This is a genomic window from Nocardia sputorum (assembly GCF_027924405.1).
GTDB classification, from domain to species: domain Bacteria; phylum Actinomycetota; class Actinomycetes; order Mycobacteriales; family Mycobacteriaceae; genus Nocardia; species Nocardia sputorum.
The window spans coordinates 5015472-5030627 of sequence record NZ_AP026978.1; the positions used below are offsets into that span (position 1 = coordinate 5015472).

A 15156-nucleotide genomic window follows, 5' to 3' on the forward strand; every position below is an offset into this window, starting at 1 on the left:
GCCGACGCGCGGCTCACGCGCCGAAGACGCGTTCGACGACGGCTTTGGCGCGCCGCGTGACGCGCATGTAGTGGTCGAGGAATTCGCTGCCGTCGTCGTTGGGCCACCCCGCGACGCGGGCGACCGCGGACAGGAGGCGGCCGGGGCCGGGGAGCTGGTCGGTGGGCTTGCCGCGCACCAGCACCAAGGCGTTGCGGGCGTTGGTGGCCGTCAGCCACGCGTCCCGCAGCAGCGCCACGTCCTGCGCGTCCAGCAGTCCGGTCCGCTCGATCACGTCCAGCGCCTCCAGCGTGGAGGTGTTGTGCAGGCCGGGCACCTCGTGGGCGTGCCGCAGCTGTACCAGCTGGACCGTCCACTCGATATCGGCCAGGCCCCCACGTCCCAGCTTGGTGTGGGTGGCCGGATCGGCGCCGCGAGGCAGCCGCTCGGCGTCCACCCTGGCCTTGATCCGCCGGATCTCGCGCACCGCCTCGGCCGACACACCGCCCTCCGGGTAGCGCACCTTGTCGATGACGTGCAGGAAGCGCACCCCGAGCTCCTCGTCACCGGCCACTTGGTTGGCGCGCAGCAGCGCCTGCACCTCCCACGGCTGCGCCCATTGCTCGTAGTACGCGGCGTAGGCGGCCAGCGTGCGTACCAGCGCGCCGTTGCGCCCCTCCGGCCGCAGCCCGGCGTCCACGTGCAGCGGCGGGTCGGTGCTCGGCGCGCCGAGCAGTTGCTGCACCCGGTCGGCCACCCCGATCGCCCACTTCACGGCCTTGGTCTCGTCCTCGCCGGGGCGCGGGTCGCAGACGAACAGCACGTCCGCGTCCGAGCCGTAGCCCAGTTCCATGCCGCCGAGCCGCCCCATGCCGATCACGGCGATGTCGGCGGGCGCGGGCGCGCCCCGTTCCGCCTCACCTGCCCGGATCACCGCGCGCAACGACGCCTCCAGCACCGCGACCCACACCGACGACAACGCCCGGCACACCTGCGGCACGTCGAGCATGCCGAGCAGATCGGCCGACGCCACCCGTGCGAGTTCGTGCCTGCGCAGCGAACGCGCCGCGGCCACGGCGCGTTTCGGGTCCTCGTAGCGAGCGGCGGCGGTGAGGATGCCGCGAGCCACCTCGTCGGGCTGCGGACCCAGCAGCAGCGGGCCGCCGGGGCCGTCGGCGTACATCCGGATCGTCTCGGGCGCGTTGATCAGCAGATCGGGCAGGTACTCCGAGGAGCCGAGCACGATCATGAGCCGCTGCGCGATCGCCCCTTCGTCGCGCAGCTCGCGCAGGAACCAGATCTGGTCGGCGAGCCCTTCCGACACCCGACGGTAGGCCAGCAGGCCCGCATCGGGATTCGGTGTCTCACCGAGCCATTCGAGCAGCGTCGGCAGCAGCAGGGCTTGGATGCGGCCTTTGCGCGACACCCCGCCGGTGAGGGCCTTCAGGTGGCCGAGGGCGTGTTCCGGCGCCGCGTAGCCGAGCGCGGCGAGCTGCCGGATGGCGGCCTCGGGGCTCAGGCGCAGCGCGTCGGGTTCCATGCGCACCACCGATTCCAGCAGCGGCCGGTAGAACAACTTGGCGTGCAATCGCCGCACGCGCACCGCGTTGCGGCGGATCTCGCTGGTCAGCACACCCACCGCGTCCTGCCTGCCGTCCGGCCGGATGTGTGCGGCGCGGGCCAGCCAGCGCATGCCCTCCTCGTCGTCGGCGGCGGGCAGGGTGTGGGTGCGACGCAGCCGCTGCAGTTGCAGGCGGTGTTCCAACAGCCGCAGGAATTCGTACGACGCCGTGAGATTGGCCGCGTCGTCGCGGCCGACGTACCCGCCGGCGGCCAGCGCGGTCAGGGCCTCGACGGTGCCCTGCACGTGCAGCGTCTCGTCCACCCGCCCGTGCACCAATTGCAGCAGCTGCACGGCGAATTCGACGTCCCTGAGACTGCCGCGCCCCAGTTTGAGTTCGCGTTCCCGCAGGTCGGCGGGTACCAGATCCTCCACGCGACGGCGCATCGCCTGCACCTCGGCGACGAAATCCGGACGCTCGGAGGCCGACCACACCATCGGCATCAGCGCGGCGCGGTACTGCTCGCCGAGCGCGAGATCGCCGGTGGCCGGGCGGTTCTTCAACAGCGCCTGGAATTCCCAGGTCCGCGCCCACCGCTTGTAGTAGGCGATGTGCGAATCCAGCGTGCGCACCAGAGCACCGGCTTTGCCCTCCGGCCGCAGTGCCGCGTCGACCTCGAAGAACGCCTGGCTCGCCACGCTCATCAGCTCCGCTGCCAAGCGCGTGGCGGTGGCGTCGGCAGGCTCGGCGACGAACACCACGTCGACGTCGCTGACATAATTCAGCTCGCATGCCCCGCATTTGCCCATCGCGATCACGCCCAGCCGCACCGGCACCGGCTCGTCCTTGCAGACCCGGGCCACCGCGACCGCCAGCGCCGCGGTCAGGGCGGCGTCGGCCAGGTAGGTGAGCTGCCTGCCGACCACCTGATAGGGCAGCACGGGCTCGTTCTCCACCGTCGCCGCCAGATCCAGCGCGGCCAGCAGCATCAGATGATCGCGGTACCGCTTGCGCAGCGACGCCACCACCTCGGGCCCCGAGACCCCGGCGCGGAACAGCAACGGGGCCGCGTTGGGCCCTCGCTCGGGTTCGGCCTCGACGACGGCGAGCAGATCGGCGATCAGCTCGTCGCGTTCCGGTAACTCCTTGCGCCGCAGACCCTCCCAGGCCGACGGCGCCGCGACGAGATGGTCGCCGAACGCGCTGGACGAGCCGAGCAGCGCGAACAGCCTGCCCCGCAGTGCCGTATCGGTACGGATCGCCGAATCGACGGCGTCCCATCCGTCTCCGATGCTCTCGCGCAGCCGCATGAGCGTGCTCAACGCGAGATCGGCGTCCGGCGCGCGGGACAGCGACCACAGCACGGGAATGCTCTCGACGTTGTCCCAGCCCAGCTCGCGCAGCGACGCGGCGGCCGACGGCTCGAGCAATCCGAGCCGACCGACACCGGGGACGACGGAGCGCGCAGACGGAGGCCGGACCATGGTTCTCAAATTACCCGGCCGCGACCGGGGGCACGCTCCCCCGGGGCATCACTCGGATTACAGCCCCAGGTATTCCTTCAGCTCGAACGGCGTGACCTGACTGCGGTAGTCCGCCCATTCCCGGCGCTTGTTGCGCAGGAAGAAGTCGAACACGTGCTCACCGAGGGTCTCGGCGACCAGTTCGGAGCGCTCCATCGCCTGCAGCGCCTCGTCCAGGGTGCCGGGCAACTCGCGGAAGCCCATCGCGCGCCGCTCCGCGACGGTCAGCGACCACACGTCGTCCTCGGCCTCCGGCGGCAGCGTGTAGCCCTTCTCGATGCCCCGCAGACCGGCCGCGAGCAGCACGGCGAAGGCCAGGTAGGGGTTGCACGCGGAATCGGGGCTGCGGATCTCGACGCGACGCGAGGACGACTTGTTCGGCGTGTACATCGGCACACGCACCAGCGCGGAGCGGTTGGACCGGCCCCACGAGGCGGCCGTGGGGGCCTCCCCGCCGTGGATCAGGCGCTTGTAGGAGTTCACCCACTGATTGGTTACCGCGCTGATCTCCGGGGCGTGCTCGAGAATGCCCGCGATGAACGCCCGCGCCGTCTCCGACAGGTTCATCGGGTCGTCCGGGTCGTGGAAGGCGTTGGTCTCGCCCTCGAACAGGCTCATGTGGGTGTGCATCGCCGAGCCCGGGTACTGGGCGAACGGCTTGGGCATGAAGGTCGCGCGCACGCCCTCGTCGATGGCCACTTCCTTGATCAGGTAGCGGAAGGTCATCACGTTGTCGGCCATGGACAGCGCGTCGGCGTAGCGCAGGTCGATTTCCTGCTGGCCCGGTGCGCCCTCGTGGTGGCTGAACTCCACCGAGATGCCCATGGACTCCAGCGCGTCGATCGCGTGGCGGCGGAAGTTCGGCGCCGAATCGTGTACCGCCTGGTCGAAGAAGCCGCCGCTGTCGGCGGGGATCGGGGCACCGTCCCGCGTTCCGTTCTCCAGCAGGAAGAACTCGATCTCGGGGTGCACGTAGCAGCTGAAGCCGACGTCGCCTGCCTTGTTCAGCTGGCGGCGCAGCACGTGGCGCGGGTCGGCCCAGGACGGCGAGCCGTCCGGCATGGTGATGTCGCAGAACATGCGCGCGGAGTGCTGGTGCCCCTTGCTGGTGGCCCACGGCAGCACCTGGAAAGTCGACGGATCCGGCCGGGCGACCATGTCGGCCTCCGAGACCCGGGCGAAGCCCTCGATGGCCGATCCGTCGAATCCGATACCCTCTTCGAACGCGCCTTCCAGCTCGGCGGGTGCGATGGCGACGGACTTCAGGTAGCCCAAGACGTCGGTGAACCAGAGACGTACGAAGCGGATGTCCCGCTCTTCGAGCGTCCGCAGCACGAATTCCTTCTGGCGATCCATGCCCGCGAGCGTAAGCATCCGGCGTTAAATCCGTGTTACATACACGCTTAAGATTGCTGACCTGGATTTTTTCGGAAGAGTCCGCACAGCCGGATCGTCCCCTTTGTGAGTTTTTTCCGGAAACGCCCGCGCGGGGCCACCGGTCGGCAACCGTGCCCGGCGGCCTCAGCAGGTGAGGCCGGGAGCAGGTTCGGTCAGATCGACCAGATAGGCGATGACCGCGTCGTCCACACAGGGCACGCCACCCGCCAGCGCCACCGTGTGCCGGCTGCCCTGGTAGGTGATCAGCGCGGCGCCCAGTTGCGCGGCCAGATCCACTCCGGCCTGGTACGGCGTCGCCGGGTCCTCGGTCGTCGAGACCACCACCGTCTTCGGCAGGCCCGCCACGGCGATGCGATGCGGTTCGCTCGTGTTCGGCACCGGCCACGCGGTGCACAGTTCCAGCGGCGCCGCGCCGGTGCCGCGGCCGTCGTCCAGGAACGGGGCCGCTTTGCGGTATTCCGCGTCCTGGCGGCCGGCCACCGCGCGATCGGTGATGCGCGGATCGTCCACGCAGCGGATCGCGTTGAACGCGTCGGTGGTGTTGGTGTACGTGCCGTCGTCGCGGCGGCCGTCGTACAGGTCGGCCAGCGCGAGCAACGTATCGCCGCGCCCGTCCCGCAACTCCGACAGCCCGAGCGTGAGCACCTTCCACAACTCGTCGGTGTAGAGCGCCTGGCGTACGCCGGTGAGCGCGTCACCGTAGGTCAGCCCGCGCGGATCGGTGGTCTGCGCCGGCTTGTCCCACAGCGGGTTCACCAGCGCGCGGAACCGCGCCACCGCCTGCGCCGGATCCGAGCCCAGCGGGCAGTCCGGCTGTTGCGCGCAGTCCGCGGCGTAGGCGTCGAACACCTTCTGGAAGCCCGCCGCCTGGCGCAGCGACTCCTGCACCGGATCCTGTGAGGAGTCGATGGCGCCGTCCAGCACCATGGCGCGCACCCGGTCGGGGAACTTCTCCGCGTACGCCGAACCGATCTTGGTGCCGTAGGAGTACCCGACGTAGGTCAGCTTCTCGTCCCCGAGCGCCGCACGCATGACGTCGAGGTCCTGCACGACCTCCCGGGTGCCGACATGGGCGAGGAAGTCCTTGCCGGTGCGCTCGGCGCAGCGGTCCGCGTACCGGCGGTTGTCGGCCTCCGCGTCGGCGATGCCCGCCGGGGTGTAGTCCTCCTCCGGCTCGGCTCGCTCGGCGTCCTGCTCCTGGGGTGTCTGGCAGACGATCACGGGCAGGGAGGAGCCGATGCCGCGCGGGTCGAAGCCGATCCGGTCGAAGCGCTCGGCCAGCTCGGTCTTGTTGCCGAGCGACGACAGGCCCAGACCGGATTCCCCCGGCCCGCCCGGGTTCATCACCAGCGAACCGACCCGCCGCCCGGTCGCCCGGGTGCGGGAGATCGCGATCTGCGCGGTCGCGCCGTCGGGCGCCGCGTAGTCCACCGGCACGGTGATCCGCGCGCACTCGGTGCTCGGCGGGAGCCGGTCGTCCGGTCCGCCGAATCCGGTGCAGTCGCCCCACTGCACCGTCTGGCCGTAGAACTTCTCCAACCCGGTGGGCGGCGCCGTCGTCGGCTGCCCCGATTCGGTGCGGGTGACGACGCACCCCGACATCAGGACAGCGACCGACGCCAGCACCGCCACCGGGAGCGCACCGCGCCCATTCCGAACCGTCGACATGCCTCCGATATTGCCACCGGGCACCCGGGGGCACCGCCCCGGGCAAACTTCGGCGCTGTGACCAATTGCACCGGTCATCGGCCTTAATCCGGCTCGGTGGCGGGTGGCACACTGATTCTCGTCAGACAATCCCGGGGACCCGGACGGGCCCCGAGGCGACACAGACGAAAGGGACGATGATGTCCGTATCCGATTCGGAAACCCCTGCCTACGGTGCGGCGCCCGCGGAGCCCAAGAAGGTCGTGCGCAAGACCAGGGTGCACCACTTGCAGCAGATGAAAGCCGATGGCGAACGCTGGGCGATGCTGACTGCCTACGACTACTCCTCGGCGCGGCTGTTCGAAGAAGCAGGCATCCCGGTGCTGCTGGTCGGCGATTCCGCGGCCAACGTCGTGTACGGCTACGACACCACCGTACCGATCACCGTGGACGAGCTCATCCCGCTGGTGCGCGGCGTGGTGCGCGGCGCGCCGCACGCGCTGGTGGTGGCCGACCTGCCGTTCGGCACCTACGAGTCCTCCCCGCAGCAGGCGCTGGCCACCGCGACCAGGTTCATGAAGGAGGGCGGGGCGCACGCGGTGAAGCTGGAGGGCGGCGAGCGGGTCGCCGAGCAGATCGCGCTCGTCACCGCGGCGGGAATCCCGGTCATGGCGCACATCGGCTTCACCCCGCAGAGCGTGAACACCCTCGGCGGATTCCGGGTGCAGGGGCGCGGCGACGGCGCCGAGCAGTTGATCGCCGACGCCATCGCGGTCCAGGAGGCGGGCGCGTTCTCCGTGGTGATGGAGATGGTCCCGGCGGAGCTGGCGGGGCAGGTCACTCGCAAGCTGACCATTCCGACGGTCGGCATCGGCGCCGGCGCCGACACCGACGCGCAGGTGCTGGTCTGGCAGGACATGGCGGGCTACACCAGTGGCAAGACCGCGAAGTTCGTCAAACGTTTCGGCAACGTGGGCGACGAATTGCGCGCTGCCGCCGCTGCCTACGCCGACGAAGTGCGCCGGGGCACCTTCCCGGGGCCGGAGCACAGCTTCTGAGATCGCGACCTCCCTTGATATACTCGCTTATATCCGTATATCAAGGGAGGTGCAGCCATGTCGCGGACCATAGTCGATCTCGACGACGGCGCACTGGCGTTCGCGCAGCAGCAGCTGGGCACACGAACCAAGCGTGACACGATAAACCGGGCATTGGCCATCGCGGCGGGCCTGACCGCGGACGATCGCGCCCGCGGCTTGGCCTGGCTGCAGGCCAATGCCGAGGAGATCCTGGACTTCGACGTGCTGGCGGGCGAGGAGCGGTCCCGGCGTTGACCTACCTCGCCGACACCTCGGCCGTGTGGCGGCTGCTCCGTGGCCAGGTGCACGACCCGTGGCCGCGCCAAGTGGCACAAGGACTCGTCGCCGTCTGCCCGCCCGTCGAAGCCGAACTCATGGTCTCCGTTCGGTCGGGCAAGGACTTCGAACCGTTCTTCGCGGTGCTGGGCCGTACGTTCGGCTGGTATCCCGCGCTCGACGATCCGTGGCGTCACGTGCTGGCGGTGCAACGTGACCTGATCCGAATCGGCCACCATCGCGGGCCGTCGCCGATGGACATCGTCATCGCTCTCACCGCGCTCGAACACCACCTGACGCTCCTGCACGCGGATGCCGACTTCGAATCCATCGCAAAGGTACGACCAGAGCTTCCGATGATCCGCGTCGATCGCTAGCTCCGACGGCGCGGAGGACTTCAGGCGCGCAGTCAGCGCTCCACCTGCCGAATCAACTGCGCCGGTTGCGGACCGAGCCTGGACGACACTCTTCGTCCCGTCGGTGACTTGTGCATACCGCGCGGTCCGAGCTGCGCGCGCGGTTGCGCTGAGCTATTCCCACCGAAAACGGCCGGTTCGGGCCGGTCGGCGAAATCAATGGCAGACTCGATGCCGACAATACCGACACGACCAGAGGTACCCATGCCGTACAGCCGTTGGATTTCACGCAGCACCCTGCTGGTGGCGGGCGCTCTCGCCGCCGCGGCGTTGACCGCTTGCGGCAGCGACTCGGGACCGGCCCCCACCGGCAGCTCGAGTTCGACCACGGCGTCGGCCACCGCCACGCCGGGCACCACCGCGGGCCGCACCACCCCGGCGAGCCCGGAGATCTCCGACGCGGCCGCGACCCAGCTGTGCGACATGATCCGGCCGGAGCTGTCCAACTGGCGAATCCAGGGCGGGACCCTGGGCAAGATCGGCCTGAACGCGTTGGTCCACGAGTGGGCGCTGCGCAACGGCGGCATCAACGCCGCGGTACTGGCCGACAAGCCGATCGTCGACCGCGCCACGATCAAGGCCTGCCCCGACGTGCGCCAGCAGGCCGTGGAGGCGCTGGGCATCCCGGATCTGGCCTCTGGTCTGGCGTTCTGAGCCGGGCGGCCGGATGCGTACCCGCTACCCCGCGATCGAGCCCTACGCCTCCGGCATGCTGGCGGTCGGCGACGGCCAGTCGGTCTACTGGGAAGTCAGCGGCAATCCGGACGGCAAACCGGTGGTGTTCCTGCACGGCGGGCCGGGCGGCGGCACCGCGCCGTTCCACCGGCAGTTCTTCGATCCGGCCGCCTATCGCATCGTGCTGTTCGACCAGCGTGGTTGCGGCCGCTCCACCCCGCACCTGGCCGACGGCGCGAGTCTGGAGCACAACACCACCGGTCATCTGATCGCCGACATCGAGGCGCTGCGCGAACATCTCGGCATCGACCGCTGGCAGGTGTTCGGCGGCTCGTGGGGTTCCACGCTGGCGCTGGCCTACGCGCAACGGCACCCCGAGCGGGTGACGGAATTGGTGCTGCGCGGCATATTCCTGTTGCGGCGCAAGGAAATCGACTGGTACTACAACGGCGCCGCGGGCTACGTCTATCCGGACGAGTGGGAGAAGTTCCTCGCGCCGGTGCCCGAGGACGAACGCGACCAGGATCTGGTCGAGGTCTACCACCGGCTGCTGCACTCGCCCGACGAAGACATCGCGCGCACCGCCGCGATCGCCTGGTCCAGCTGGGAGGGTGCGACGAGTTCGCTGCGGCCGCAACCGGATCGGGTGACCGAGACCTCCGAGCCGCGATTCGCGCTGGCCTTCGCCAGAATCGAGAACCACTACTTCCGCCACGGCGGGTTCCTCGACGAGGGCCAGCTGTTGCGCGACATCGGCGTGATCTCGCACATCCCCGCCGTGATCGTGCAAGGCCGCCACGACATCGTCTGCCCGGCCGTGAGCGCGTGGGAGCTGCACCGGGCCTGGCCGGGCTCGGTCCTGCACATCGTCGACGACGCCGGGCACGCGGCGAGCGAGCCCGGCATCACGCACCACCTCGTCGAAGCGACCGACCGATTCGCGAAAGCGGGGGTGGGCACGGTGCTCACGGCCGGGAACGCACTGGTGGACGCGCTGCGGGAGGACATCGATCGGCTCTTGGCCGCCGAGCCCGAGGTCCGGGCAGACGCACCGGATTCGGTCCATCAGATGCGGGTGGCCACCCGCAGGCTGCGCAGCGTGCTGCGGTCCCACGGCAAACTGCTGGTCAAGCAATCGGCCGCCGAGATGGGCGCGGAACTCAAGTGGCTGGCCGGATTGCTCGGCGCGGCGCGGGACGCGGAGGTGCGCGCCGACCGGTTCGCCGCGCTGCTGGCCGAGCACGCCGAGCACGCCGACCCGGCCGCCCTCGACGCCGTCACCGCGCGTCTGGCGCAGGCCGAACGGGATCGTTATCGCGCGGCGCACGACGATGTGCTGACCGCGCTGGACGACGCGCGTTACCGCGCGTTGCGGGAAGAACTGTCCGGATGGCGCACCGATCCGCCCTTGCGCCACTCCCGCGCCGCGGCGTCCGCGACGGACGTCTTCGGGGAAGTGTTGCGCCGCGACCTCGACCGGGTGCAGAACCTGGTCCGCGCCGAGCCCACCGTCGACCCGAGCGAACGGGTGGAACTGCTGCACGACATCCGCAAGAGCGCCAAGCGGCTGCGGTACGCGTGCGAGGCGGCGGAGCAGGTGCTCGGCGAGGAGGCCGCCGAGCGCGGCAGCCGCGCCAAGAAGCTGCAAACCGTGCTCGGCGATCACCGCGACGCGGTGGAATCGCACGCCGCGATCCGGCACCGGGCGACCGAGGCGGTAGCGGCAGGCGAGGACGCCGGGCTCTACGAGGTTCTCGCGGCGGCGGAGGACGCCGCGGCCGGGCGTGAGCTGAGCCGCTACCCGGCCACCGCCGCCGCCGTGTTCGAACAGGTCATCACGGGGTGATCCGGCGGCGCGCCGCTCCCGTTCACGCAGGGTAGGTGAAGGACACTTTGCGCTCCGCCGGGTCGGCCGACAGCAGCCGCACCCGCACCGCCTCGCCTTCCGGTGGTTTTCCCACGCACGGCCCGAGCACCGGTGGGTCGGCGACGAAGACCACCGCCGGCCGGTTGCCGTTGGCCTCGCGCACCACGACGGCGTCGAACTCCGCACCGATCCGCCGCGCCAGCACGCTCGACTCGGTCAGATCGATGCAGGCGCGCTCGATTTTGCCCGCGACGCTGTCGCTGCGCCGCATGGCGTCGGCCGCGCCCGTCAGCCCGTCCCGCACCCAGCGCGGCACCTCGGCTCCCGCGCAGCGGGCGAGGCAGATCTCGGTCGCGAACCGGTCCGACAACCGCCGCAAAGGGGCGGTGACGTGCGCGTACGGGGCCCCGATCGCACTGTGCCGCAGGGTGTCGGGCCCGGGCGGCTCCCCGGCCGCGCCGTCGACCACGGTGTAAGACGCTCCGCGCAGTAGGGTGGTCGCCTCGGACATCAGCACCAGCGCCGCGGGCGTGCCGGGGTCCAGCCGGGCCAGCATCTGCCCGACCGGTTCGTCGGCGGACCAGGCCACGCCCAGCGCCTGCGCGGTCCGGCGCATCGACTCGAGCGCGGGTTCGGAAGGGGGCGGCATGGTGCGCAGCAGCGCGACTCGCTCCCGGGCGGGCGCGTCCCCGTCCAGCATGATCCGCGCCGCGCACATGCCGGTGAGCAGCGAGACCTGCTCGTTCCAGTCGTCGGCGGCGGTGCGCGGTTCCACCACCAGCCGCCAGTGCCCGTCGGCGTGCTCGTCCTCGATGATGGTTTGCGCGGGCAACCGCAGCCCGATCGCGCCGCGCGCCACCCCAGCCTCGATGCGCCGCGTGCCGAATTCCGGCAGGGCCGCGATCGAGGGATGCAGGCTGCCGGACTCCGCGTCGGCCTGCACGCGCAGGTAGTCGAGCCGGGCGCGGGAGCGCACCAGCGCACGGACCACCGAGAACCGCACCGGTTCGGCTTGGTCGTCGAGCTCGATGGTCCACAGCGCGGCCGGACGCGGCTGGTCGGGAAGCAGGCTCGCGGAATTCTCCGACAGCACCGGCGGGTGCAGTGGAACGGTGCCGTCGGGAAGATAGAAGGTTTGCCCTCGCGCGCCGGACTCTTTGGCGAGCGCGCCGTCGGGGTAGATCACGGCACCCACATCGGCGATGGCGTAATGCACGGTGAAACCGCTGGGAGTGCGTTCGATATGCAGGGCCTGGTCCAGATCCATGGCCCCGGGCGGGTCGATCGTCACGAACGGGATGTCCGTGCGATCGACCCGGTCGCCCGCGAACGCGTCCACCGCGTCGCGGGCCTCCGCGCTGGCCTCGGCGGGATACGCCGAGGCCAGGCCGAACTCCGATCGTATGGCGCCGAAATCGATCGGTGCCGAGACGATCCGCTGGTGGAGTTCCACGCTTGCGCGCCGGTCCTACTGCAGGGCCAGCATGGTGCCGTTCAACTGGTCGAACGGCCCGTAGACGGTGAAGGTGACCCGGCCACCCGGGACCGAGGACGACACCTGAGCCGCGGCGTCCAGCGCCTCGCCGAAGGAGGCGGCGGACGGATGCGGCAGCCCGGCGAGAGCCAGGCCGACGTGGTTCTGGTGAACCCATACCGTGTCCGCGGGACTCAGGTCGACCTGAACCCCACCCGGCAGCGGGGTCACCGCGACCGCGCTCGCCGAACCCGCACCCAGCACCGCAAAAATCGAAGCGGCGCCCGCGACCAATGCGCCGGCGACCATGGAGCGAACTACTCGCATATGTATTGAGACCTGCTTTCCCGCGATCGAAGAACGAAGGGCCCGGTGCTGCCCCGCATCGGGCCTTGCCAACGGCGACTACTTTATGACGTCGATCACGCTCAGGGCCAGTTCCGAACGAATCGGGCAACGGAAATTCCGGCCGCGCGACATGAGCGAGGTCGCGCTGCTAACGTGGCCCGCCGTGACGGGCGTCCGGTTCGCCCGCGCCTTCGGAAATGTCCCACACGTCGACAATTTGGGAGCTTCACGCCTATGTCATCGATTTTGTACGACTACCTGTTGCCTCTGCTGGGCCCCGAGCAGGCCGCGTACTGGGCTCAGGTTTTCGTGATCAACCCGGTCTGACCGCGCGATTCTTTTCCCACTACTCGTCGCCTCCCGTTCACCTCACGGGAGGCGACGGTGGTCAGAGCCCGCTAGCATGCCGCCTCGTGACAAGAACTACCGCCGCTATCGCGGCCAGTGCCACCCTCTTCGCCCTGCTCCTCACCGGTTGCGGCGAGGACAAGACCAGCGACGCCACCTCGTCCGCCACCACGACGGCGGCGCAGGCCGCCGCCCAGGTCGACAGCGTGAAGGCGGGCGCGTTCCTCGTCAGCTTCCGCGGCGCGTTCCCCAAGCTGGCCGAAGGCAAGGACGACGCGAAGATCGCGAGCATCCTGACCGAGACCTGCGGGGACATCAAAGCGGGTAAGTCCGAGGACGACGTCGTCAAGAACATCACCAAGCGCGCGGGCGGCGCCACCCAGCCCAGCGCCGAGGAAGCCAAGGCGATCTACCAAATGGCGAAACTCATGTGCTGACCCCGGCCTTCAGGCGTGCTTCGCATACCCGATCGATTTCCCGCGGCACGGAAACTCCGAGGCTTCGGGCAGGGGCGCGAAGCAGCCCCGGCGGGCGGACGAGTTGGTCTGTAAGCCGGATCCTGTCCCCGGCCCTGGGGCCGGGGGGCGGCCATCCATCTGGGCACTCCGTCGCCGGGTGCCTCGAGCGGTCCACCCGCAGGCTCGGGCGAGCAGCCCTCGAACGCCTGCGCAGCCGCACCGCGGACGGTGCGACCTTCGACCTTGCTCCGGGCGGGGTTTACCCAGCCGCCCCGGTCACCCGGGGCGCTGGTGCGCTCTTACCGCACCGTTTCACCCTTACCCACGGCCGCGAGGCCGTGGGCGGTTTGTTTTCTGTGGCACTTTCCCGCGGGTCACCCCGGGTTGCCGTTAACAACCGCCCTGCTCTGTGGAGTCCGGACTTTCCTCGGCGCCGGGCGGCGGCACTGCCGTGCCCGTTCCCGACGCCGCGGCCGCCCGACCAACTCGTCCGCCGTCCCAGGATACTGGGTACGGTTGGTGGCCATGGAACGTGTCGAGGTCGGCTTCCCCTCCGGAAGCGAACAGTGCGCGGCGTGGCTATATCGCCCGGACGGCGCACCCAAACCCCGCCCGCTAGTGGTGATGGGACACGGCCTGGGGGCCAATCGGGAAATGGGACTGGATCGGTACGCGCGGCGATTCGCCGCCGCGGGAATAGCGGTCCTGGTCTTCGACTATCGGCATTTCGGTGCCAGTCAGGGCACACCGCGCCAACTGCTGAGCATCGCGCGCCAGCGCGCGGACTGGCATGCCGCCATCGCGTACGCGCGCACGCTGCGCGGCATCGACGCGACCCGGATCGCGTTGTGGGGCACGTCTTTCGGGGGCGGTCACGTGCTGTCGGTCGCGCCGGACGACGCCTACCTCGCGGCCGTGGTCGCGCAGGTGCCGTTCACCAGCGGTCTGTCCTCGGCACGGGCCAAGGGGCCGATCAGCTCCATCAAGGTCGCCACCATCGCCGCAGCCGATCTGCTGCTCGCGCCGATTCGGCGCAAGCCGATCGGGATCCGGCTCGCCGGACGCAAGCGCGCCGCGGCGCTGATGAGCGCGCCCGATGTGCCGGACGGCTTCCGCAGGCTGACCGACGAGAGCGAGACCTACGAGCCGAAAGTGGCTGCGCGAGTGGCGTTCTCCGCGCTCTTCGACGCACCGGGGCGACGTGCGAAAGCCCTGAAGATGCCGGTGCTGTACGCGCTGTGCGACGACGACTCCGTGGCGCCGGTGAAATCGGCGCTGCGCGCCGCCGAGCGCACCAAGCACGCGGTGGTGAAGCGTTATCCCGCCGGGCATTTCGATATCTATTTCGACGAGGTCTTCGAGAAGGCGGTTTACGACCAGACCGAATTCCTGGTGTCGGTGCTGCGACCATAGGTGGTCAGCGGCCCGGTGCTACGCCGCCGGGCCGCACCTCGGTGCCGCGCTGATCGAATTGCGAAAAAGCCCGCGTCGAGCGGAAAACCTGTAGGTGCCCGGCGCTACAGTCCGTACCGTGCATTCCGCCGTGGTAGCCGACATCGTCCGCCACATCGTCCCGCTCGACGGGCTCGAGCAGCAGCACATCGACACGACGCTCGCCTGGCTCGCGTCGACTCATGACATCTTCCGGCGGATCAAGCCCGCCACGCCGCCGCGGCATCTGGTCTCCTATGTCGTCCTGGTCGATCCGCACGCGCGGGCGGTGCTGCTGGGCGAGCACCGCCGCTCCGGATTGTGGCTGCCGACCGGCGGGCACGTCGATCCCGGCGAGCATCCGCTCGAGACCGCCCGGCGCGAAGCGGCCGAGGAGATCGGCATCCAGGCGCGGTTCGACGTCATCGGACCCGATCCGCTGTTCCTCACCGTCACCACCACAGTCGGCTCCGACCCTCACGAGGACGTCAGCCTCTGGTACGTCATCCGTGGCGACCGCACCCACGACCACGCCCTCGACCCGGGCGAGTTCGATGGCGAGCGTTGGTGGGACATCGCGGGTGCTGTCCTTCCCCACACCGACCCTCACCTCGGACGATTCCTCACCAAACTCGACGGCGCGCTCGGGCGGCGCACCGGCTGAGACCGCCCCGA

Annotated in this window: 13 protein-coding genes, 1 other RNA gene and 1 pseudogene; 9 read left to right on the forward strand and 6 right to left on the reverse strand. The window is 70.0% G+C overall.

Annotated elements, in window-relative coordinates; genetic code table 11:
- Nucleotides 1–13: 13 nt before the first annotated feature.
- The 3 genes from QMG86_RS22665 to QMG86_RS22675 form a co-directional block, all read right to left on the reverse strand.
- Nucleotides 14–3025 (reverse strand): bifunctional [glutamine synthetase] adenylyltransferase/[glutamine synthetase]-adenylyl-L-tyrosine phosphorylase, encoded by a 3012-nt coding sequence (locus QMG86_RS22665; protein ID WP_281874695.1) that lies wholly within the window; start codon nt 3023–3025, stop codon nt 14–16.
- 57 nt (nt 3026–3082) lie between these two features.
- Nucleotides 3083–4420, reverse strand: a complete 1338-nt coding sequence (glnA, locus tag QMG86_RS22670; protein WP_159840268.1) for a type I glutamate--ammonia ligase — start codon at nt 4418–4420, stop codon at nt 3083–3085.
- 165 nt (nt 4421–4585) lie between these two features.
- Nucleotides 4586–6130 carry an alpha/beta hydrolase gene (locus QMG86_RS22675; RefSeq protein ID WP_434086120.1) on the reverse strand — a complete coding sequence of 515 codons (1545 nt, stop codon included), beginning with the start codon at nt 6128–6130 and terminating at the stop codon, nt 4586–4588.
- Nucleotides 6131–6309: 179 nt separating this feature from the next.
- On the opposite strand from QMG86_RS22675, the gene panB reads away from it, so the two are divergent.
- The 6 genes and pseudogenes from panB to QMG86_RS22705 all read left to right on the forward strand — a co-directional run bounded on the left by panB (nt 6310) and on the right by QMG86_RS22705 (nt 10401).
- The gene (gene panB, locus QMG86_RS22680; protein ID WP_281874696.1) at nt 6310–7167 is read left to right on the forward strand and encodes a 3-methyl-2-oxobutanoate hydroxymethyltransferase; all 858 of its coding nucleotides are present in this window, start codon (nt 6310–6312) and stop codon (nt 7165–7167) included.
- Between the two features lie 57 nt (nt 7168–7224).
- Nucleotides 7225–7443, forward strand: a complete 219-nt coding sequence (locus tag QMG86_RS22685; protein WP_159840266.1) for a DUF2191 domain-containing protein — start codon at nt 7225–7227, stop codon at nt 7441–7443.
- On the forward strand, nt 7440–7841 hold the full coding sequence (locus QMG86_RS22690) for a PIN domain nuclease (protein ID WP_281874697.1): 402 nt from the start codon (nt 7440–7442) through the stop codon (nt 7839–7841). Before QMG86_RS22685 ends, QMG86_RS22690 begins: the two co-directional genes overlap by 4 nt.
- A gap of 243 nt (nt 7842–8084) precedes the next feature.
- The gene (locus QMG86_RS22695; RefSeq protein ID WP_281874698.1) at nt 8085–8534 is read left to right on the forward strand and encodes a hypothetical protein; all 450 of its coding nucleotides are present in this window, start codon (nt 8085–8087) and stop codon (nt 8532–8534) included.
- A gap of 13 nt (nt 8535–8547) precedes the next feature.
- Nucleotides 8548–9495, forward strand: a pseudogene (gene pip / locus QMG86_RS22700) (prolyl aminopeptidase); the annotation flags it as partial.
- 45 nt (nt 9496–9540) lie between these two features.
- A complete protein-coding gene (locus QMG86_RS22705) occupies nt 9541–10401 on the forward strand; it encodes a CHAD domain-containing protein (protein WP_281881089.1) in 861 nt (286 codons plus the stop codon).
- 22 nt (nt 10402–10423) lie between these two features.
- On the opposite strand, the gene QMG86_RS22710 is transcribed toward QMG86_RS22705, so the two are convergent.
- Nucleotides 10424–11875, reverse strand: coding sequence for an RNB domain-containing ribonuclease (locus tag QMG86_RS22710; RefSeq protein WP_281874699.1), 1452 nt, complete (start codon nt 11873–11875; stop codon nt 10424–10426).
- A 15-nt stretch (nt 11876–11890) separates the two neighbouring features.
- Nucleotides 11891–12223 (reverse strand): hypothetical protein, encoded by a 333-nt coding sequence (locus tag QMG86_RS22715; RefSeq protein ID WP_281874700.1) that lies wholly within the window; start codon nt 12221–12223, stop codon nt 11891–11893.
- A 434-nt stretch (nt 12224–12657) separates the two neighbouring features.
- On the opposite strand from QMG86_RS22715, the gene QMG86_RS22720 reads away from it, so the two are divergent.
- Nucleotides 12658–13029, forward strand: coding sequence for a hypothetical protein (locus QMG86_RS22720; protein WP_281874701.1), 372 nt, complete (start codon nt 12658–12660; stop codon nt 13027–13029).
- A gap of 95 nt (nt 13030–13124) precedes the next feature.
- Here the strand turns inward: QMG86_RS22720 and rnpB are convergent.
- Nucleotides 13125–13539: RNase P RNA component class A (rnpB, locus tag QMG86_RS22725), an RNA gene on the reverse strand.
- A 36-nt stretch (nt 13540–13575) separates the two neighbouring features.
- Between rnpB and QMG86_RS22730 the strand changes: the two genes are divergently transcribed.
- Both QMG86_RS22730 and QMG86_RS22735 read left to right on the forward strand, forming a co-directional pair.
- The gene (locus tag QMG86_RS22730) at nt 13576–14463 is read left to right on the forward strand and encodes an alpha/beta hydrolase (RefSeq protein WP_281874702.1); all 888 of its coding nucleotides are present in this window, start codon (nt 13576–13578) and stop codon (nt 14461–14463) included.
- 118 nt (nt 14464–14581) lie between these two features.
- A complete protein-coding gene (locus tag QMG86_RS22735) occupies nt 14582–15145 on the forward strand; it encodes an NUDIX hydrolase (protein WP_281874703.1) in 564 nt (187 codons plus the stop codon).
- The last annotated feature ends 11 nt before the right edge of the window (nt 15146–15156 follow it).